At 66.9% G+C, this 20202-nt stretch carries 22 protein-coding genes; 14 read left to right on the top strand and 8 right to left on the bottom strand.

Going from position 1 to position 20202, the window contains the following annotated elements; genetic code table 11:
- Positions 1–32: 32 nt before the first annotated feature.
- From F1D05_RS19490 to F1D05_RS19480, 3 genes are all read right to left on the bottom strand, one after another.
- Positions 33–842: an inositol monophosphatase family protein gene (locus F1D05_RS19490; protein WP_185441636.1), complete on the bottom strand. Its 810-nt coding sequence runs from the start codon at positions 840–842 to the stop codon at positions 33–35.
- Positions 839–1687: a DUF5919 domain-containing protein gene (locus tag F1D05_RS19485; protein ID WP_185441635.1), complete on the bottom strand. Its 849-nt coding sequence runs from the start codon at positions 1685–1687 to the stop codon at positions 839–841. The genes F1D05_RS19490 and F1D05_RS19485 overlap by 4 nt, the downstream gene beginning before the upstream one ends.
- A 174-nt stretch (positions 1688–1861) precedes the next feature.
- Positions 1862–2098 (bottom strand): hypothetical protein, encoded by a 237-nt coding sequence (locus tag F1D05_RS19480; protein WP_185441634.1) that lies wholly within the window; start codon positions 2096–2098, stop codon positions 1862–1864.
- Between the two features lie 156 nt (positions 2099–2254).
- Between F1D05_RS19480 and F1D05_RS19475 the strand changes: the two genes are divergently transcribed.
- The 9 genes from F1D05_RS19475 (at position 2255) to F1D05_RS19435 (ending at position 10181) form a co-directional block, all read left to right on the top strand.
- The gene (locus F1D05_RS19475) at positions 2255–2512 is read left to right on the top strand and encodes a DUF6284 family protein (protein WP_185441633.1); all 258 of its coding nucleotides are present in this window, start codon (positions 2255–2257) and stop codon (positions 2510–2512) included.
- Positions 2509–3315: an ABC transporter permease gene (locus F1D05_RS19470; protein WP_185441632.1), complete on the top strand. Its 807-nt coding sequence runs from the start codon at positions 2509–2511 to the stop codon at positions 3313–3315. Before F1D05_RS19475 ends, F1D05_RS19470 begins: the two co-directional genes overlap by 4 nt.
- Position 3316: 1 nt before the next feature.
- Complete coding sequence (locus F1D05_RS19465; RefSeq protein WP_185441631.1) at positions 3317–3568, top strand: hypothetical protein; 252 nt, start codon at positions 3317–3319, stop codon at positions 3566–3568.
- Positions 3569–3570: 2 nt separating this feature from the next.
- Positions 3571–5769 (top strand): cell division protein FtsK, encoded by a 2199-nt coding sequence (locus tag F1D05_RS19460; RefSeq protein WP_185441630.1) that lies wholly within the window; start codon positions 3571–3573, stop codon positions 5767–5769.
- Positions 5770–5965: 196 nt separating this feature from the next.
- Positions 5966–6298 carry a hypothetical protein gene (locus F1D05_RS19455; RefSeq protein WP_185441629.1) on the top strand — a complete coding sequence of 111 codons (333 nt, stop codon included), beginning with the start codon at positions 5966–5968 and terminating at the stop codon, positions 6296–6298.
- Between the two features lie 53 nt (positions 6299–6351).
- Positions 6352–7230, top strand: a complete 879-nt coding sequence (locus F1D05_RS19450; RefSeq protein WP_185441628.1) for a bifunctional DNA primase/polymerase — start codon at positions 6352–6354, stop codon at positions 7228–7230.
- Positions 7227–8585: a DUF3631 domain-containing protein gene (locus tag F1D05_RS19445; RefSeq protein WP_185441627.1), complete on the top strand. Its 1359-nt coding sequence runs from the start codon at positions 7227–7229 to the stop codon at positions 8583–8585. The genes F1D05_RS19450 and F1D05_RS19445 overlap by 4 nt, the downstream gene beginning before the upstream one ends.
- A 59-nt stretch (positions 8586–8644) precedes the next feature.
- Positions 8645–8866 (top strand): helix-turn-helix domain-containing protein, encoded by a 222-nt coding sequence (locus F1D05_RS19440; protein ID WP_206685761.1) that lies wholly within the window; start codon positions 8645–8647, stop codon positions 8864–8866.
- A 13-nt stretch (positions 8867–8879) separates the two neighbouring features.
- Complete coding sequence (locus F1D05_RS19435; protein ID WP_185441625.1) at positions 8880–10181, top strand: tyrosine-type recombinase/integrase; 1302 nt, start codon at positions 8880–8882, stop codon at positions 10179–10181.
- Between the two features lie 233 nt (positions 10182–10414).
- Here the strand turns inward: F1D05_RS19435 and F1D05_RS19430 are convergent, their stop codons facing one another.
- The 3 genes from F1D05_RS19430 to F1D05_RS19420 all read right to left on the bottom strand — a co-directional run bounded on the left by F1D05_RS19430 (position 10415) and on the right by F1D05_RS19420 (position 14384).
- The gene (locus F1D05_RS19430) at positions 10415–11863 is read right to left on the bottom strand and encodes a S1C family serine protease (protein WP_185441624.1); all 1449 of its coding nucleotides are present in this window, start codon (positions 11861–11863) and stop codon (positions 10415–10417) included.
- A 143-nt stretch (positions 11864–12006) separates the two neighbouring features.
- Positions 12007–13695: a sensor histidine kinase gene (locus F1D05_RS19425; protein ID WP_246485766.1), complete on the bottom strand. Its 1689-nt coding sequence runs from the start codon at positions 13693–13695 to the stop codon at positions 12007–12009.
- Positions 13692–14384, bottom strand: coding sequence for a response regulator transcription factor (locus F1D05_RS19420; protein ID WP_185441623.1), 693 nt, complete (start codon positions 14382–14384; stop codon positions 13692–13694). Before F1D05_RS19420 ends, F1D05_RS19425 begins: the two co-directional genes overlap by 4 nt.
- A gap of 149 nt (positions 14385–14533) precedes the next feature.
- Here F1D05_RS19420 and F1D05_RS19415 point away from each other — a divergent pair, with 149 nt between their 5' ends.
- Positions 14534–15526 (top strand): acetamidase/formamidase family protein, encoded by a 993-nt coding sequence (locus tag F1D05_RS19415; RefSeq protein ID WP_185441622.1) that lies wholly within the window; start codon positions 14534–14536, stop codon positions 15524–15526.
- Positions 15527–15528: 2 nt separating this feature from the next.
- Here the strand turns inward: F1D05_RS19415 and F1D05_RS19410 are convergent, their stop codons facing one another.
- The gene (locus F1D05_RS19410) at positions 15529–16530 is read right to left on the bottom strand and encodes a DMT family transporter (protein WP_185441621.1); all 1002 of its coding nucleotides are present in this window, start codon (positions 16528–16530) and stop codon (positions 15529–15531) included.
- Between the two features lie 62 nt (positions 16531–16592).
- Between F1D05_RS19410 and F1D05_RS19405 the strand changes: the two genes are divergently transcribed.
- From F1D05_RS19405 to F1D05_RS19390, 4 genes are all read left to right on the top strand, one after another.
- The gene (locus F1D05_RS19405; RefSeq protein WP_185441620.1) at positions 16593–17090 is read left to right on the top strand and encodes an Lrp/AsnC family transcriptional regulator; all 498 of its coding nucleotides are present in this window, start codon (positions 16593–16595) and stop codon (positions 17088–17090) included.
- A gap of 98 nt (positions 17091–17188) precedes the next feature.
- Positions 17189–18403, top strand: a complete 1215-nt coding sequence (locus F1D05_RS19400; protein ID WP_185441619.1) for a pyrophosphate--fructose-6-phosphate 1-phosphotransferase — start codon at positions 17189–17191, stop codon at positions 18401–18403.
- 139 nt (positions 18404–18542) lie between these two features.
- The gene (locus F1D05_RS19395) at positions 18543–18929 is read left to right on the top strand and encodes a phage holin family protein (protein WP_185441618.1); all 387 of its coding nucleotides are present in this window, start codon (positions 18543–18545) and stop codon (positions 18927–18929) included.
- A 7-nt stretch (positions 18930–18936) separates the two neighbouring features.
- The gene (locus F1D05_RS19390; protein ID WP_206685760.1) at positions 18937–19383 is read left to right on the top strand and encodes a low molecular weight protein-tyrosine-phosphatase; all 447 of its coding nucleotides are present in this window, start codon (positions 18937–18939) and stop codon (positions 19381–19383) included.
- A gap of 31 nt (positions 19384–19414) precedes the next feature.
- Here the strand turns inward: F1D05_RS19390 and F1D05_RS19385 are convergent, their stop codons facing one another.
- Positions 19415–20083 (bottom strand): GntR family transcriptional regulator, encoded by a 669-nt coding sequence (locus F1D05_RS19385; RefSeq protein ID WP_185441617.1) that lies wholly within the window; start codon positions 20081–20083, stop codon positions 19415–19417.
- Positions 20084–20202: the final 119 nt, after the last annotated feature.

Below are 20202 nucleotides of genomic sequence, written 5' to 3'. Positions count from 1 at the left end.
CCTGCATCGACGCCGCCACGCCGAACCAACGCTCAGTGCGGAACTGTCGCCGACTGGGCTTGCTGGATGAGGTCCATCAGTTCGGCTGCGAGCGGAGTTGCGACGGCCACTGTGCCGGTCGAATTGAAGGTGTGCTGCGATCCGTCGACGTCGAGCACCTGGACGCCAGCCTCACGGGCGATAAGGACTCCCGCACTGGTGTCCCACGGCTTGTTGGTGAACATCACTGAGGCGTCGAGGTTGCCCTCAGCAACCCACGCGAGATCGGTTGCGGCTGTGCCTAGCATCCGGATGCGCTGGACGTTCGCAGCGAGCAGTGCGGTCAATGCGAGCCGTACTTGGTTGCGCTCGGGAGCGCTGGTTCCAACGGCGTAGTCACCTATGGCGATGAGGGAATCGCTGAGGCTGGCACAAGTACTGCGGTGGATTGGCTGGCCGTTGCAGGTGGCGCCTAGGCCGTCTGCGGCGGCGTAATGCTTACCGAGGAAGGGCATCTCGATAACGCCGAGGATCGAACGGTCTCCGGCGACCAGGCCGAGCGACACGGCGACCAGGGGCATGCCGTGCACGAAATTCACGGTTCCGTCGACCGGGTCGAGAACCCACAGCAGTTCATCGGATTTGCCTGCGGTCCGGCCCTCTTCTTCACCGAGGAAGCCAATCTCCGGCGTTGCATCGGCTAGGAAGGACCGCAGGGCTTGTTCTACGGCGTAGTCGACCTCGGAGGCCATGTCGCGATCGCCCTTGGCTGTCAGGTCGCCGGGCTGACGGGATCTGATGATCGTGCTGGCTCTGTCGGTGGCCTCGCTAGCTGTCGCCAGGAGTGCGGGGAGGTCGGTCACAGGGTTTTGCCTCGTTCCCAGAGTGAGCTGAAGACGTGGGCGTACACGGAGTACAGGTCGGTGCCGTCAGGACCGGTCGGCCGCATCATGAACGTTGGGGAGTCGAGTCCGCGCAGGGCCGGTAGGTAGGTCTGCATGATGCCCAGTTCGTTGTCGATGAACATCAGGTTGAAACGGATCGTCTCGTCGTACATCCGGAGCTGAAGCCGCTCGGCGGCCTCTGGCGGCAGGTCTTCGCGCAGACGTCTCATGATGTTGATGTTGCCGATGGACCAGGCAGACAGGTGGCCGTCTTCGTGGCCCTCTTCGATGTTCCGGCGTTTGATCGAATCGCCGTCCGGGTCCAGGAAGAGCAGCCGAACGGATGCCCGGCGAAGCAAAGCCCGAAGCTTGAGATCCGGGTACTGCTGGCAGATCAGGTTCAGCGACAGGCCCATCGCGTCGACGGTCATCGCGGTGTCGAACAGCTTGGTCGACGGCATTTCGTGGGAGAACTCGGTGCGACTGGGGTAGATCGCGGTGACGCCCGCCAATTCGGCCGGCATTGCGGAAGCGGCAACGGCGGGCGCATCCGAAGGCTGGTCATCCTCGCCAGGCCATGGTTCGAAAATCGCTTGAGCCGTCCAGCCCGGGAGCATGCTTTCGAGGATGCGGCAGTGACTTGGATGAGGCAGGCCGGACAGGTTGCCAGACAGCCATCGATAGAAGGTCGCCTTGCTTGGGTGGCTGCCGACCAGTTCGCGGTCGATCGTCCGGGCGATCTTGTCGTATTCGCGGCAGAAGGCGCGGTGCTCCTGTAGGTGCCGCTGCCGAAGCAGGACCTTGAGCGCCGTTTCGGTGGTCATTGCCTCCCCCAGAGGTCGTTGGAGCCGCGAGCGTATCAACGCGATGAGACACGGATGAGACCAGATGGGTCACGGACGGTGGAGATGAGATACACGCGGGGCTAGATCGAGACTGGATCTCGCTAAGACTCAAGTCATGCCGAACAGCTCATCAGCACAACCCGCCGAACACACTCAGTTGGTCGAGCGCTTGGGCCCCGGTGCGGCCGGGGGGATGCCCTCCGCCCGAGCCATCTTGCGGATGTACGCCGATGTGAACGGCGAGAGCCGCTCGACCTCGGTTGGCGGGACGCCAGCTCGCAACGCTGCGAGCACGGCCGCCATCACCTCTTGCCGGGCGGCTTCGTGGGCCGCGTCTGTTCGTTCGTAGCGGCGGGTGGCCGCTGCCAAGTCATCACGTAAGTCAGTCACAAACCCAGAATACCGCGCCACAGTTGCGCAACTCATACATGTATCGCTACAGTGTTGCGCAACACGAGATCGGATCCCGAAAGGGACACCCCGGCGGTTGTAGCCGCCGAGGTGTCAGGGGTCGAACTAGTCCGCTGAGAACAGGAGTACAACCCCGTGAACATCATCGCCTTTCAGGCCGAAGACCACGAACCAACCGCCGCTGAGCTGGCCGAGATCGAGTACGAATGGCCGCTGATCGCGGCCGAGCTGGATCTGCTCAACGCCGAGATCGCCTGCATCACGCTGGGGGAGTCGGTGTCTGTGCTGGACCGTCGACGGGTACGCCGCGCCGAACGCCGAGTGTTGGCTGTCGCCCGCGACCTGGCCGACGACAACGCCACGCGTACCGGCAGTGAGCGGGTGGCATCGTGAGCACCCCGGTCCGCAGCACTTATCCGGTGCCGGTTGAGGACCTGATCCCTGCCGCCCGCGAGCTCACGGCCGAGCTGGGCAACCTCCCCTCGCGCAACCGGATCATGAAGGAATACCGGATCGGCGCCGACAAGGCCCGGACCATCCTGGACGCTCTCACCGAACCCACCTCGGGACCGGCCGAGCCTCACCTGCGCTCGGTGCCAGACCCGGGCGACGCCGGACGCGACGATGCGGCGGCTCAGACTCCCGCCGCAGTCGATGAGGGGGCATCTCCGCAGGTCACGGCACCCGCAGACCTAGGGATGGTTGCCGAACTCACCCTGTCTGCGGAGGTCCCCGCGGCTTCCCCATCGGAGGTTCGACTAGTTCGTTCCTGGCCAGTCCTCTTGCTGGCATTGCCTGCGTTCGTCGCGGTCTGGTCCGGCTGGGTCGGGCTCGGTGAACTCACCGGCTTCGGAGTCGTGCACCCGCTGCCCGGCATCGCGGACGGCTTCACAATCAACTCCGCAATCACGTTGCCAATCGGCGTGGAGACCTATGCGGCATTCGCACTGCGGGTATGGCTGTCCGGCCGAGTCCCGATCTCGGCTCGCCGGTTCGCGAAGTGGTCCGCACTGAGCGCCCTGCTTCTGGGTGCGCTCGGTCAGGTCGCCTATCACCTGCTAGAGGCCGCTGGCGTCACCCGAGCGCCCTGGCAGATCACCACCGTTGTCGCCTGCCTGCCCGTCGCCGTGCTCGGGATGGGCGCAGCCCTGGCCCACCTCATCCACGCCCGCCCCGCCCAGAAGGGGGACAACTGACATGCCCAATCCCAACGACGTGCCCCCGGCTGAGCCAACCGACTTCAACATCGATGAGATCGCAAGCCTCATCGGCGCAATCGCCGCGATGACACCGTGCGTCCGGATAGCGATGGCCGGATGGCCGGATGAATACCAAGACGCCGTAAGCAAGGCGCTCGCCATGACCACCGTCAGCACTTTGGAGGAAGCCGATCTCACCTACCTGTGGGTCGGGCCGTTCCGGATCGTCTTCGACCGTGGAGGGAACTAACCATGACTGAGCTTCCGAACGAGGTTCCTGAGCCGATCGATTTGGATGCCCGCCGTGCCCGCCGCGACGAGGCTCCGCAGGGATCGGCTACCGATGCCGGCCAAACCGTCCCGCTGTCGACGGGTGACGTCGAGCGCATGGACACCGCGTACGAAGTCGCCTTGGACGACGAGACCGACACGACGCCGGGCGCGGGCAAGGTGCTCGTGCCGGTGGACCAGCTGGGCATGCCGGTAGCGGTCGCGCCGGGGGAGCGGCTGCCGATTATCCCGGTGCACCTGCGCCCCGAAAACCTGCCCGCCACCGCACGCCGTGCGCTGGCTCGTTCGGCGCATGTCGCCGCGTACCACGGTGTCCGGTCGCCCTGGTACGGAGCCAAGCTGTCCTGGTTCGCCGGTCGTGGCCTGTTTCGCCTGGTAGGCAAGCAGATCGCCTGGTGGTGGGTCCCGAACTCGGTCGCCCTTGAGCAGGCAGCGGCCGACGATCGGGAGCTGAAGGAGTGGGAGAAGATCCACCGTCAGCTCAAGGCAACCCGTCTGTGGAGGGGCTGCGTTCTGACGGCGCAGAACCTCGGCCTGATGATCAGTGCACCGATCGCCTGGAACGCTGCTCCCGCAGGGCTTCTAGCGGCTGCGGGTGTCGGTGCGGTCGCTGCGCTCGCGCACTACGGCCGCCCGGCCGGTCAGACACTGGTCGGTACTGCGGTGGTCGCGCCTCGGTTCCGGAAGCTGAACTCGGACATCGTCCTGCGCGCCTACTACGCGGCCGGACTCGGCAAGCCGGACAAGACCGACCAGGAGATCCGGTTCGGGTCGCAGATGTCCAGGGACGCCCGCAACACCGGGTCGCAGGTGCTGGTGGATCTCCCGTACGGCAAGGGCTGGTCCGACGTGCAAGGCGCGCGGGAGAAGATCGCGTCCGGCCTGGATGTGCACATGAATCAGGTGTTCCTATCGCCGGACAAGTCCAGCTCGCGCCGCCACACGCTGTTCGTGGCCGACAGTGACCCGCTTGCCGTTCCGGTGGGCCGGACGGACATGCTCGACTGCAAGCCGCGCTCGATCTGGCGTCCGGCGAAGTTCGGTAAGGACGAGCGCGACGCGCCGGTGTCGCTGCTGCTGATGTGGATCTCGCTCCTGGTTGGTGCCCAGCCGCGCAAGGGTAAGACGTTCGCGGCCCGGCTGATCGCGTTGCATGCCGCGCTGGACCCGTACGTGAAGTTGATCGTGGTCGACGGAAAGAACTCCCCGGACTGGCTGAAGTTCAAGTTGGTTGCCCACCGCATCGTGTTCGGCACCCACCCCTCGCCGAACGACCCGGACCCGATCGCCAACCTGATGGCCATCCTCGACGAAGTCCTCGCCCACATCGACCGTGTCAACACCCAACTCGCCGCCCTGCCCGTGTCGGTATGCCCAGAAGGCAAGCTGACCGAGGAACTCGCGCGGGATGCGCGGTATCCGGATCTGCGGGTGCTGGTGATGGTGATGGAGGAGTTCCAGGTCTACTTCGAGACCGAGGACCAGGAGGTGAACAAGCAGATCGCCGCCAAGCTCTCGCGTATCCAGGCTGTTGGGCCGTCGGCGGGCGTGGTGATCGTGTCGTGCTCGCAGAAGCCCTCTGGTGTCGGTGCGGGTGATGTGGCCCGTTTGTTCAACCGGTACAGGGATAACCACGCTGTCCGGTTCGCGCTGAAGTGCGGCAACCGCGTCGTCTCTGAGGCGGTGTTGGGTGGCGATGCGTATGCGGAAGGGTTCGATGCCGCGACCCTCCCGGTCGGCGACGAGTACCGAGGCGTCGGCTACCTCTACGGCGCAGCAGACGCGACACCGACCGTGCGGACGTTCCTGGCCGACCACAGCGACGCCGAAAAGATCCTCACCGCAGCAAGGGCGCACCGCGAACGCATGGGCCTGCTGACCGGCATGGCGGCTGGTGAGGAGGTCGAGCGGAATGCCAGGGATGTGCTGGCCGACATCCTCACCGTGCTCGGTGCCGACACGGCTGCGCACTGGGAGGCGATCGCCGGACGGCTGGCCGACCAGATGCCCGAGCAGTACGACGGCACCACCGCCGAGGCGATCTCGGCTCAGGCCCGGGCGCTGCGGGTGCCGAGCGTGAACATCAAACGCGACGGGGCGACCCGCAAGGGCGCTCGTGCCGACGACATCCGCCAAGCGATCGGCCGCCGCGACACGTAAGCCGCGGCTGCACAGAGAGTTACTAACTCGATAGGGGTGGCGGGCCGGTCTAGGTAGCGGCTGGACCGCTACCGGTAGCGGCTGCGCTACCCGTCCCGCTACCCCGCAACCCAAACCTGACCAGGCCGTTCATCCACGCGTAGCGGGTAGCGGCCACGGCTCCTCACGCCCAAAAACAGCCCAATGGAGGCTTCCCGTGCCCATCGCTGCCGCTACCACCCTCTTGACCGCCGCTACCCACGGTAGCGGGCTCGCTGCCACCGTCCACACCCTCGCTCAGGCCGCCACGGTCGCGCTCATCGTCACCGTGAGCATCGGCTTCTACCTGCTCACCTGCCTGATCTGGCCGTTCGGGAAGTGCCGCCGCTGCAAGGGCGCGGGCAAGTTCAAGTACCCGCTCGGCAAGGCGTATCGCCACTGCGGCAAATGCCAGGGGAGTGGCCTGCGGGTCCGGATCGGACGGCACGTCATCAACCACATCCGCGCCACCAGGGGCGCTGGAACCAAGTCCACCAGCAAGAGCAAGTGACCACCGCTCATCGCTTGACCGCTGCCTGAAATCCCTCGAGGGGAGATCCACCGATGAACGAGATCCTGACCGCCGCACTAAAGACCGCCGAACGTGGCTGGCGGGTGTTCATGCTCGGCCGCTCTAAGCGTCCCGTAGCCAACTGCGACACCTGCCGCACCGCCACTGACCACGACCCGGCAACCTGTGGACACCTGACCTGCCACGGCTTCTATGCGGCCACGACCGATCCGGCCCGTATCGCCGCGATTGTCGCGGCTGTACCGCGTGGACAGCTCGCCGTTCGTACCGGAGCGGTGTCCGGGCTCCTGGTGGTCGATGTTGACCCTGCGCACGGTGGCAACGTCAGCCTCTCAAGGATGGTCGTTGACCAGCTCGTTCCGCGCACCCTCCACGTCGTCACCGGATCGGGCGGCGCTCACCTGTACTACCGCCACCCCGGGCAGTCGGTCCCGTCACGGCCGATGCCAGGACGGCCCGGCATCGATATCAAGGCTGACGGCGGATACGTCGTACTGCCGCCATCGATCCACCACCGAACCGGACTGCGCTATCGGTGGTCGAGCACTGGTGGCCTGGACCCGGTGGAGATGCCCCCCGCTCTCGTCGCCGCATGCCTGCCGCCTAGGCCGGCCGATTCGTCGGCCCCGCCAATCAGCCCAACGACGACACAACCGGGCGGGGGCATCTCCCACCCCGACAAGCTCCTCGGCAGCCTGCTAGACGCCGTACGCCAAGCGCCGCAGGGGAAGCGACGCACGACCCTCTACGGCGCTGCTAGGGGTGCTGCGCGGATGGTCGCGGCCGGAGCTATCGACCGTGCCGCTGCACTCGCTGCTCTGACCTACGCAGGACATCAAGCAGCCCAGACCGACCGAGACATCAGAGCTGCCATCGCTGGCGGTTTCCGCGACGAAGGGATTGCCGCATGACCGACGACAACAACGACCAGGTCGACGCGGTCGACGGTGCCGACCTGCTGGACGAGGTACGCGCCGTTATCGGCCGGTACGTCGTATTGCCGAGCGATGCGGCGGGGGTTGCCGTGGTGCTGTGGATCGCTGCTACGCATGCGGTCTCGGCGTGGAACTGTGCGCCCCGGCTGGTGATTCGGGCACCTGAGAAGCGCTGTGGGAAGTCGCGGTTGCTGGACATGGCCGATGGGTTGTCGCACCGGCCGCTGATGACCACCAACGCATCCCCGTCAGCCGTGTACCGGTCGATCGGCCTCACGCCGTCAGATCCGCCGACGCTGCTGATCGATGAGGCAGACACGATCTTCGGGCCGAAGGCAGGCGACAACGAGGACCTACGCGGACTGCTCAACGCCGGACACCAGCGAGGACGCCCAACCCTGCGCTACGACGCCGGATCGCGGTCGGTCGAGAAGATCGAGACGTTCGCCATGGCCGCCCTTGCTGGTATCGGGATGATGCCCGACACGATCGAGGACCGGGCAGCCGTGATCCGGATGCGCCGCCGCACCAAGGGCGAATCGGTCCAGCCCTATCGCGTACGCCGTGACGCTCCCGTCCTAGCCGAACTGCGGGAACGCCTACACGCATGGGTCACGGCCCACCTGGACGATCTCACCAACGCCGCGCCGAACATGCCGTTGGAAGACCGCGCGGCCGACACCTGGGAGCCCCTGATTGCTCTTGCGGATCTCGCAGGCGGGCTCTGGCCGCGCCGGGCTAGAAACGCTGCCCTGACGCTGATTGCAGAGCTTCAGGACTCGACGGAGGCCTCTCAGTCGATCCGGCTTCTGAGTGATTGCCGGGATGCGTTCGGCGCAGCACGGGCGTTGCCGTCGGCCGTGATCGTGCAGCGGCTGCGGGCCGACGAGGAATCGCCGTGGGCCGAGCAGCCCGCGCCGGGCGGGCTCACTGTTCGACGGCTCGCCGCGCTGCTTCGTGAGTACGACATCACCCCGAAGAACCATCGGTGGGAAGACGGCACCCAGTCGAAGGGATACGTCCGCGACGACTTCGCAGACACCTGGGCGAGGTACTGCCCAACCGAGGCCGAAGCCACCTCCAAGGGGGGAGCCGTACCGAATCGTCCCAACCGTCCCTTCGCAGGTCACGCCGGGGACGGATCAGTTCCGTGGGACGGATCGAACCGTCCCAGCAATCCATCCGTCCCCGCTCTGACCTGCGAAGGGACGGTTGGGACGGATGGGACGGATCACCCCCAGCTCCCCAACCAGGCCACCTGCATTAGTTGCCGTCAGCCCCTCACCTTCGATGACGGCACGCACACCCATCCCACCTGCGAGACCGCATGAACGTTGCCGCTGTCAGCACCTATCAAGGCCGCACTGCCGAGCAAGGGAGTTCAGAGCGAATGTCAGTTACAGAGGCCACGTCAGCCGCTCCGCTGTTGCTTACGGTCGAGCAGGCCGCCAAGCGGCTCGGCATCGGGCGCACCACCTTCTACGCACTCATGACGGCCGGGGAGATCGAGTCCGTGCCGCTCGGTCGCCTACGGCGGATCCCCGCCGAGTGCTTGACCGAATACATCGATCGTCTTCGGACCACCGCCCGCGAAGGCCGACAGGCTGCCTAGGAAGGAGTTCCCAATGAGTGAAGAGACTGAGAAGCGTCACAAGAATCCTGATGGTCGGTCGTCCATCTACCTCGGCTCGGATGGCTACTGGCACGGCCGCGTCACGATGGGGCTGAAGGACGACGGCTCGCCAGATCGGCCGCACGTCAAGCGGAAGAAGAAGGAAGACGTGGTGGCGCGCGTGAAGCAATTGGAGATAGAGCGAGACTCCGGCAAAGTCCGGCCGGTCGGCGAGAAGAAGTGGACGGTCGAGACCTGGCTCCTGCACTGGTTGACGATTGTCCAACCAAACCTTCGATTCGGTGCATATAGGGCATATGAGAGCGCCGCACGAATTCACCTCATTCCCGGGATTGGGAAGCACAAGCTGGACAAGCTCCAACCCGAACACCTCGAACGGCTCTACACCCGAATGCAGGATGCGGGAGCTAGACCGGGCACTGCGCATCAGGTTCACAGAACGATCCGGACCGCGCTTGGCGTGGCTGAGGCAAGAGGTCACATCAAAAGCAACCCGGCCACCAAGGCGAAGTCGCCTCGATCCGATATCGAGCAAGAGGAGGAGATCGAGCCCTACACGGTGAAGGAAATTCAGGCCATTCTTCGCGAGGCGGACAGGGGGCGGAATAGTGCTCGCTGGGCAATCGCCCTTGCGCTCGGTCTCCGCCAGGGCGAGGCGCTCGGTCTCAAGTGGTCGGATGTCGATCTTGACGGCGGGATTCTGCAAGTCCGGCGTAGTCGGAACAAGCCGCACTATGTCCACGGCTGCGGGGACAAGCCTTGCGGCCGGAAGATTCCGGGCCACTGCCCAGAGCGTGTGTCCACGCGGCCGGATGCCGCACCAACGAAGTCCCGAGCGGGACGGCGAACCATTGGACTGCCCGACGAGCTGGTGTTGATCTTGCGCACCCATCAGAAGCAACAGGCGGGGGAGAAGGAAGCTGCTCGGCAGCTCTGGACGGACGAGGGGTGGTTGTTCGCGAGTCGCACAGGGAAGCCGCTGAACGCGCGCACTGATCACCAGGAGTGGAAGGACCTGCTGAAGGCGGCCGGGATCCGCAAGGGGCGACTACACGACGCCAGGCACACGGCAGCGACGGTGATGTTGTTGCTCGGGATCCCCGAGCGTGCGGTGATGGATGCGATGGGCTGGGCAACTACCGCAATGGCCAAGCGATACCAGCACATCACCACACCGGTACGACGCGACATCGCGAACCGTGTCGGCGGGCTCCTGTGGGCGCCTCCGGTAGAGAAGCCACCGGGGAAGGGTGAGGACGGCGACGGAGCTGCCGGAGCGCTCGTTTCGGCCTGATCTATGGCGCTGTTGAGACCCTCGTTGAGACCCAACGCAGAGATGCCCCTCCCGCGAGTTGCTGGCGGGGCATCTCTGCTCGGTCAGGCCGACTGTCGAAAGTGGCCTCTGACCTGCATAAACACCGGCATTGGCAAGTCCGGAGATCGCGGTGGCTATAGGCCCCGAAAACAGAACTGCGGCCGCTCGGTGGGCGGTCGCAGTTCTGGTCTTGGGCGGAGGGAAGGCTTGGGTCAGCCGGTGGGGTTGCCGTTGTCGGAGCCCAGGGTGGCCTTGATTGTCTGGGGTTTGCCGGCTCGGGTGAGGGTGATGCTCACCTCGTCGTCGGGGCGGTGCGAACGAACTGCGGCGACCAACGCGTCCCCTGACGCAATCGCCTTACCGTCTACCGAGGTGACTACGTCACCCTTCTTGAGACCGGCTTTGTCCGCCGCACCGCCCACCGTCACCTCGCCGAGGGTCGCTCCCTGCTGGAGCCCGTCGGAAGACTGCGCGTCGCCGACCTGTACGCCGAGCCGTGCATGTGTGGCCTTGCCCTTGGCCACCAGCTCGTCGATGATCGGCTTGGCCTGGTCGATCGGGATTGCGAAGCCCAGGCCGATATTTCCGCCTTCGGATTGTCCCGATCCGCCGGCGGTCTTGATCGCGGAGTTGATTCCGACCACCTGGCCGGCGAGGTCGATCAATGCGCCGCCGGAGTTTCCGGGGTTGATGGCGGCGTCTGTCTGGATTGCTGGGAAGACTGTCGTGCTGTCCTGCTGCGCGTCACCGGAAGTGACGGGGCGGTTGAGGGCCGAGACGATACCGCTCGTGACGGTCGCCTCCAGCCCGAACGGTGAACCGATCGCGACCACGCCCTGACCGACGCCGAGCGTGCCGCTCTTGCCGAGTACGGCGGGCTTCAGGTCCTTGGCGTCGGCGCGGATCACCGCGAGGTCGGTCAGCGGGTCGGTGCCGACGACAGTGGCCGATAGGGTCCGGCCGTCGTTGAGCATCACCGAGATCTTGCCGCCGCTCCCCGCTCCGGCGACGACGTGGTTGTTGGTGACGATCAGGCCGTCCTGGCTGATCACGATGCCCGAACCGGTGGCCGCGCCCTGCGACGTGGCCACGCCGATCTTCACCACACTCGGCAGCACCTTCGCGGCCGCTGCCTGGACCGAACCGTCCGGCGCGGACACCGGTGCGGCCTGGCCTCCGTTCAGCGGTGCCGTCACCGACGGGGCCGAGCTGCTGGAGTCGTTGGTCGCCGAGTACACAGCCGCACCACCCACACCGCCGGCGGTGCCGACCAGCAGCGCGGTAGCTGCCACCAGAGCCAGACCGCGCCGCTTGGGCTTCGGGGGCTCCGGCTGGGCCGGCTGCGGGTCGAAAGGCCAGTTCGGGCCCGGTGACGTCCCCTGATGCGTCCCGGCCGTCCCGAACTGCCCGCTTTGTGGATAAGCACTCCCACCTGAGGGGTGCTGACCGATCCGCGGCTGTCCGCCCTGCGGCGCGTACTGCTGGTGCTGGTGCTGGCCGTAGCCCTGCACCGGCAACTGCTGAGTGCGCTCCCGCTCCTGCGGACTCGAGCCGTACGCCGGTGATGCGCCCTGCTGGGGCTGGTTCCCGTACGTCGAACCCGAGGCCGGCGCGTCGTGCCCCGGCTGGTTCTGCGGCTGGTGCGGCTGGTTCTCGGTCATGAGTAGAACCTTGGCGGATCCACCTGAGAGAGCCCTGAAGATCCCGTCAGAGCTCCCGAAGAACTCTGTGAAGATCCCCTGAAGAAGCTGTCAGCAGGCTCACATAACTGCGCACCTCAGCCGGCGACCCGCAGTACGGGAGGTCAGCGGGACTGAGTGGCTGCGTGCGGGAGCCAGAGCGTGAATTGGGCCCCGCCCGTGGGCGCGTTGCGGGCGTAGATCATGCCGCCGTGCTGCTCGGCGGCGTGCTTGACGATCGCGAGGCCAAGTCCGGATCCCGGGCGGCTGCGCGCCTCGCTGGACCGGTAGAACCGCTCGAAGACGTGCGGCAGGTCCGCCTCGGCGATTCCTGGGCCGCTGTCCGTGACGGTCAGTACGCCGTCAAGCAGGTGCACGCTGACCCGTCCTGCCGGTTCGCCTTCGCCCGTACTCCGGTCCGCCGCGTCGGGCGCGCTGTACTTCGCGGCGTTGTCGAGCAGGTTCGTCACCGCCCGGCCGAGCAACCGCTCGTCGCCCCAGACCGGGAACGGGGTCAACTGCACATCCCACTCCAGCGACTGGGCCCGGCGACGGACCTTGATCACCGCGTCCTCGACGACGTTCGACAGCTCGATCAGCTCGGCGTTGCGAACCTGCGGGGTATCGCGGGCGAGCTCGGTCAGGTCACCGATCAAGTTGGTCAGCTCGTCCATCTGGGCGCGGACGTCATCCAGCAACTGCTGGCGATCATCGGGCCGGAGCCCGCCCTTCTTGTCCGCCTGGGCGAGCAGATCGAGATTGGTCCGGATACTCGTCAGCGGCGTACGCAGCTCGTGCCCCGCATCCCCGACCAGCCGCCGCTGCCTGTCCTGAGATCTGGCCAACGCCGCGAGCATCGCATTGAACGCGAGCGCTAGTCGCGAGATCTCGTCCGACCCGCTGACAGCGATCGGCTTCAGCTCCTCGGTCCGCGCGATCCGCTCGGCCTCGCCGGTCAGCCGCGCAAGCGGCCGCAGTCCGGACTGAGCGATCGCGTTCCCAGCCAGCGCCGCCCCGATCACGCCAAGCAGGCCGACCGCCCACAACACGATCCCCAGGTTGTGCAAGGTCCGGTCGATCGGCGTCAACGACTGCGCGACCACGAGCGCCGACGGGACGGTTTCATTGCCGTTTTCATCGCAACCATGCAGCAGCGGACAGAACTGGGCCGGTACAGCAACCACCCGGTAGTGCTCGCCGTTGCGAACGCCAACAGTACGGAGGCTGTAGACCCCAGCCTCCTGAGACTGTGCGATCGCGAGCTCGGGTTCTTCCATCGGGGGATAGACGCTGGATATGGCGCCGATCCGTTGCCCCTCAGCGGTGTAGACGCCGAGCCGGATATCACTCAGACCGAGCGCCTCCGGGGCGACACCCTGAAGGTTGTCCAACCTCGTCAGCACTCCGCTCTTCGCGGCCTGGGAGGCGCGAAGGACCAGACTGTCGTCCAGGTTGCGGTACATCTGCTGCCGGACGGTGGCATAGGCGGCGACGCTCACGAACGCGACTGCCAGGCCGACGGCGACAGCCGCGAGCAGCGTTACCCGGGCGTGGAGGCTCAGCTCGTGCAGCTTCTCCTGCCACCAGGCCTGCGTCCGCGTCGCGGTAGCAGCTACACCTCGGTTGTTCCCGTCCCCGTTGCCTGACGACTGCCCCGGCCCGCCTTGGGTACTGCCCACTCCGGTGCTGTGGCCGACCGGTGTGCGGTGGCGGTTGGTGTGTGGGTTTTGGGGGCCGCCGAGGTGGAGGGTTTCGTCTTCCGGAGCTGGGCCGGTGTACTTCGGGAAGTTGTCGGCGGGGGGTTGCGTGGTCACGGTGGGGTGTCTCTCAGCACGTAGCCGATGCCGCGGACCGTGTGGATCAGGCGAGGCAGGTTGTCAACCTCGGTCTTGCGGCGCAGGTAGCCGATGTAGACCTCGAGGGAGTTCGCCGTGGTCGGGAAGTCGTAGCCCCAGACCGCGTCCAGGATCACCGCGCGCTCGAGCACCCGGCGCGGGTTGCGGATCAGCAGCTCGAGCAGGGAGAACTCGGTGCGGGTCAGCGGGATCGGGGTGATGCCGCGGTGGACCTCGTGGGCGTCCACGTCCACCACGAGATCGGCGTACTGCAGCACCTCGCCGCGTGGGCCGCCTTCGCCCGGCGTCGTACTGCGGCGGAGCAGCGCGCGCAGGCGGGCCAGCAACTCCTCCAGCGCGAACGGCTTGGTCAGGTAGTCGTCGCCGCCGGCATCGAGTCCGTCCACCCTGTCGGCGACAGCGTCACGGGCGGTGAGCACCAGGATCGGGATGTTGTTGCCCGCGGCCCGTAGTGCCTTGGTGGTCTCCAGGCCGTCCAGGCGCGGCATCATCACGTCCATCACGACCACGTCCGGCTCGACGTTGCCGATCACCGCGAGCGCCTCGGCGCCGTCGGAGGCCGTCACCACCTCGAAGTCGTTGAACTCCAGCGAACGGCGCAACGAATCCCGGACCGCCCGGTCGTCGTCCACCACCAGTACTCGCATCTCGCGCTCCCGTTCGCCGGCCGGTCGTCCGGCTCCGGCATCTGTCGCGGCAATGCCGCTGCCTGTCGAGGTTATGCCGTCTGTTTGAGAATCGGCTGAGAACCCGCTGATCAGTCGCGAAAGAGCGCTACCGGGCGTAGTTTTCCGGCGTGGACATCGTCGAGTTCTCCCCTGAGCCCGAGCAGTACGCCTGGACCTTCGGCGGCGTGGCCCCGATCCGTCGGGTGAAGCCCGGAACCATGCTGCGGCTGTGGACCGAGGACGCCTTCTGCGGGCGACTTCGCAGTACGGCGGACCTGGCCAGCGCGTCGCTGACGATGCCGTTCGTCAACCCGCAGACCGGGCCCTTCTACGTCGAGGGCGCCGAACCGGGCGACACCCTGGTGCTGCATTTCGTCGACCTGACCCCGGCGCGCAGCTGGGGAGCATCGGCAACCATCCCGTTCTTCGGCGGCCTCACCAGCACCGACCGTACGGCGACTCTGCAGGAGCCGCTGCCGGAGCGGACCTGGATCTACGAGGTCGACAGCGCCAAGCAGACCGTCGGCTTCCGCGCCCAGGGAAGCGACCTGGAGGTGGCCCTGCCGATCGAGCCGATGCTCGGAACAGTGGGACTGGCCCCGGCAGCGGGGGAGGTGCGTTCGTCCCTGGTGCCCGACACCTTCGGCGGCAACATGGACACGCCGGAGATGAAAGCAGGCGCCACCTGCTACCTCCGCGTCAACGTGGAGGGCGCCTTGTTCTCTGTCGGCGACGGCCACTATCGGCAGGGCGAGGGCGAGTCCTGCGGTACTGCTGTCGAGGGCGCGATGAACGTAGTACTGGTGGTTGATCTGCTCAAGACGCCAGGCCCGGCTTGGCCGCGGATCGAGAACGACGACTACCTGGCAGTGGTCGGCTCCAGTCGCCCACTGGAGGACGCGTGGCGGGCAGGCCAGGTGGACATGGTCGGCTGGCTCGGCGACCTCTACGGCCTCGACAAACTGGACGCCTACCAGCTCCTGAGCCAGATCAGCGAGGTCCCACTCGCCAACGTGGTCGACGCCAACTACAGCGTCGTCACCAAAGTCCCCAAGCGCCTACTACCAACCGCAGAGGTCTACAGCGGCATCCACGCCCACCTCCGCAGCTCAACTACCTGAGCTCATCGCAGCGCCGGAGCTTCGGTCGTAGTGCGTGCTGCCGCGAGGCGTTCGGCTCTGGGGCGGTGGCGGGAGATGCCGACGCCGACGAGGCAGACAGCTCCTCCGATGAGGGCGAGCACCGCCGGTACCTCGCCGAGGAACAGCCAGGCGAGCCCGATCGCTACCACCGGGACCAGGTACGTCGTTGCGCCCAGCCGGCCTGCGGTCGTGCGACGCAGAGCGAATGCCCAGGTGGTGAAGCCGAGTGCGGTCGGGACAGCGCCGAGGTAGACCACCCACCAGACCGTCGTCGCGCTTGCCGTCCGCAGCTCGCGGACCAAGGTCGGTGCGAAGGGGAGGCAGCTGATGGCCCCGATGGTGCAGGCGAGCCAGGTGACCTGAGCTGCTGGGAGCCGATCTAGGAGCGGCTTCTGGCTGACCACGCCGACGGCGTACGACACGGCGGCGACGACGCAGAGGACGACTCCCCAGGTTTCAGCGCCGCCGGTCGAGGTCGACGTCCCGATCAGGACGACCCCGCCGAACGCGACCAGACTGCCGATGACGAGTTGGCGGGGGAAGCCTTCGCCGAGGGTCAGGCCGGCCAGTACGGCGATCAGCAGCGGCGCGATGTGGACGACCATCGCGGCGGTCCCGGCGTCGAGGCGGCGCTCGGCGGCGTTCAGAGCGACGTTGTAGACGCCGAACCAGAGCAGGCCGCAAGCCAGCAGTTGTGGCCAATCCCGTTTGGCCGGCCACCTGCGTGTCGCCGGAGCGGTGGTCCGGGCGGAGCGAGTGGGCCGGATGAAGCGAGCGGGTCGGATGAATCGAGCCGGTCGGATGAAGAGGAGAGCGCCGAGTACGACGCTGCCGACCAGCAGCCGGGCGAGCGCCAGAGCGCCGGCGGAGAACTCGGTGCCGACGTGCCGGATCGCCACGAAGGCCGACGCCCACAGCAGCACGGTCACGGCCGCCGCTCCGGCAGCCTGCAGATTCTTCGGGGTTTCGAGGCGGGGATTCACTCCTCTAGGCTAGAAACAGATTCTTGAACTTCACATGACGGAATGAAGCAAAGAGGTGCCTGATGGTTTCCAGTACGAACGCAGGAGAAGCGGCTAGCCTTCGAATCGAGAAACCACCGCTGGATGAGATCAACCTCCGGTTGCTGATCGAGTTGCGGGCCGATCCGCGATTGAGGACCAGCGAGCTGGCGCGGCGGCTGGGCGTCTCGGCTCCGACCGTGCGTGAGCGGCTGGCCCGGCTGGAAGAGTCCGGGGTGATCCGTGGGTACCGCCTAGAGCTCGACCCCGCCGCGCTCGGGCTGCCGGTCGGCGCCTGGGTCCGGCTCCGGCCGGGTCCCGGCCAGATTCCCCGGATCATCGAGCTGGCCGGCCGTACTCCGGAGGTCGTCGAGTGCCACCGCATCTCCGGTGAGGACTGCTTCCTGATCCGCGTCCAGGTCGATTCGATCGGCGGCCTGGAGACGCTGCTCGACAAGTTCATCGTGCACGGCCAGACCACCAGTTCGTTCATCGTCTCCACCACCGTCGAGCCGCGCAGCGTCCCGCTACCCCCGCTCTGAGCGCCTCGTGTCCGGAAGGGGAACCCCGACCAGCGCCGAGGGTGGTCTGTTTCACTACGCTGGGGGCGACTTCAGCGACCTCTGGAAGGACCCTGACCATGGCTGCCGACAAGTCTGTCCGCAGAGTTGCCCTGCTCACCGCCGGTGGCCTCGCGCCCTGCCTGTCCTCCGCGGTCGGTGGACTGATCGAGCGCTACAGCGCGGTGGCGCCCGAGGTGGAGATCATCGCCTACCTGAACGGGTACCACGGGCTGCTCAGCGGCCGGTACGTCGAGGTGACACCCGACGTGCGTGCCAAGGCCGGCCTGCTGCACAAGTTCGGCGGCAGCCCGATCGGCAACAGCCGGGTGAAGCTGACCAACACCGCCGACCTGGTCAAGCGCGGCCTGATCGCCGACGGCCAGAACGCTCTCCAGGTGGCGGCCGAGCGGCTGGTCGCGGACGGCGTCGACGTGCTGCACACGATCGGCGGCGACGACACCAACACGACGGCGGCCGACCTGGCGGCGTACCTGCACGAGCACGACTACGACCTGACCGTGGTCGGCCTGCCGAAGACGATCGACAACGACGTGATCCCGATCCGGCAGAGCCTGGGTGCCTGGACCGCGGCCGAGCAGGGCGCGCTGTTCGCCCGCAACGTGATCGCCGAGCACAGCTCGAACCCGCGGATGCTCGTAGTCCACGAGGTGATGGGCCGTAACTGCGGTTGGTTGACGGCGGCGACCGCGGCGGAGTACCGGAAGTGGGTCACCGCGCAGGAGTGGAACCCGGGCATCGGGCTCGACGCGGGCGGCTGGGACGTGCACGCGGTTTACGTGCCGGAGGCAACGATCGACCTGGACGCCGAGGCGGAGCGGCTGAAGGCGGTGATGGACGAGAACGACTGCGTCACCATCTTCTTGTCCGAGGGCGCCGGCGTACCGTCGATCGTGGCCGAGATGGAGGCGCGCGGCGAGGAGGTGCCGCGGGACCCGTTCGGGCACGTCAAGCTGGACACGATCAACCCGGGCGCCTGGTTCGCTAAGCAGTTCGCGGAGCGGATCGGCGCGGAGAAGACGATGGTGCAGAAGAGCGGCTACTTCAGCCGGTCGGCGGCAGCCAACGAGCGCGACCTCGAGCTGATCAAGCAGTGCACCGACTACGCGGTCGACGCGGCCCTGCGCGGTGAGAGCGGCGTGGTCGGCCACGACGAGGAGCAGGGCGACGAGCTCCGCGCCATCGAGTTCCCCCGCATCGCGGGCGGCAAGGAATTCGACCCGTCCGTGGAGTGGTTCGCCGAGCTGCTGACGGAGATCGGCCAGACCAGCTGAGCTAGCAGCCGGAAGCGGTCACCCAGAACACCAAGCGGGGACCTCGGACAGTAAATAACCTGTCCGAGGTCCCGCTCCTTGTCCGAGCCACCTAGGCGAGGTCCAGCACTTGCACCGGCGAAGGTGGCAGGATCGTGGCATGAAGAACTTGATCATCAAGTTGCTGGCCAACGCCGTGGCGCTGGCCGTCGCGAGCTGGGTCGTCGGCGGGATCACGCTCCAGGGCGCGACCACCAGCCGCCGGATCCTGACCCTGCTGATCGTCGCGGCGATCTTCGGCATCGTGAACGCGGTGGTGAAGCCGATCGCGAAGCTGCTGTCGCTGCCGTTCATCATCCTGACGCTGGGACTGCTGATCTTCGTGATCAACGCGTTGATGCTGCTGCTCACCTCCTGGATCACCGGCAAGCTGGACGTCCAGTTCCACGTCACCGGGTTCGGCGCCGCCCTGCTCGGGTCGCTGGTGATCACCCTGGTCGGCATGCTGCTGAACCTGCTGCTGCCGGACGAGGCCGAGATCGGCTGACGTCTGCGTGACCCGTTCCGTGAGGCACGTCGAGGTGGTATGCACCGGCAACATCTGCCGGTCGCCGATCGGCGAGGTGGTGCTGCGCGCCAAGCTCGCCGAGGCTGGGATCGACGACGTGGTGGTGACCAGCTCGGGCACCGGCGGCTGGCACCAGGGTGACCCGATGGACTCCCGCGCCGCCGCGGTCCTGGCGCGAAGCGGGTACGACGGAAGCGCGCACCGGGCCTGCGTGTTCGAAGGGTTCGCCGGTCGCGACCTGGTGCTCGCGATGGACTCCGGGCACCTGGCGATCCTCCGCCGACAGGGCGGCCCCGACCTCGCAGTACCGGTCGAGCTCTTCGCGGAAGCCGACGTACCTGACCCGTACTACGGCGACGACACCGGCTTCGCCGAGGTCCTCGACCAGATCGAGAAGGCCGCGGACCGCTGGGTCGACCACCTGGCCCGCTGAAGATGGCCTCGTCCGTGGACATCCACAGGGGCTAGGTCGGCGGGGTGGCGATGGCTTCGAGGAGCGACTCCTCGGCACCGGCCAGGTGGCGGCGCAACTCTTCGACACATTCGTCCAGCTCGCCCTTCTCCAGGAGTCGGACGAGCTTGCGGTGCGAGGCGACCTGCTGCTTCGCGTCCCGCCGGAGGGCGTCCACCCGGGCGAGGGCGAGTCTGGCCTCGCCGGTGATCGAGTCGGCGGTGGCGATCAGCCGGGCGCTGCCGGTGAGTGCGACCAGGCTGCGGTGGATCGCCAGGTGGGTCTCGGTCATCGCCTCCGGGTCGGCGCCTTCCTTGGCAGTGGCGGCGAAGGTGCGCATCGCGGTACGGACCCGCTCGCGGGCGAGGTCGTCGGCGTCGAACCAGGCCTGGATGCCGGCCGACTCCAGCACGAACCTGGCCTTGCAGATGTCCGCCACCGCCGCGGGGTGCAGGATCGCGACGCTGACGCCCTTGTTCGGCTCGCGGACCGCGAGGCCCTCGGTGACGAGCATGGTCATCGCTTCGCGGACCGTACTGCGGGCGACGCCGAGCGCCTCGGCCAGCGGCTGCTCCCGCAACGGGGTCCCGGGCTCCAGGTCGCCGGCGAACAGGGCGGAGCGCAAAGCGTCGACCACCCGGTCCACAGTGGTCGAGCGGTCCACGCGCAGCCGTTCGTACATGGACCGATTCTCGTCTAGTCCGGGGCCGTTGTCGCGCGGGCGCACCCGGGTAGACATCAGGCTGTGGATAACTTTCGACATAATGACCTGGTTTTCGGGCAGTCTGTTCCTTGGTGTCC

The sequence above is a fragment of the Kribbella qitaiheensis genome (assembly GCF_014217565.1).
Lineage (GTDB): Bacteria > Actinomycetota > Actinomycetes > Propionibacteriales > Kribbellaceae > Kribbella > Kribbella qitaiheensis_A.
This window is presented reverse-complemented; position numbering and strand designations above follow the sequence as displayed.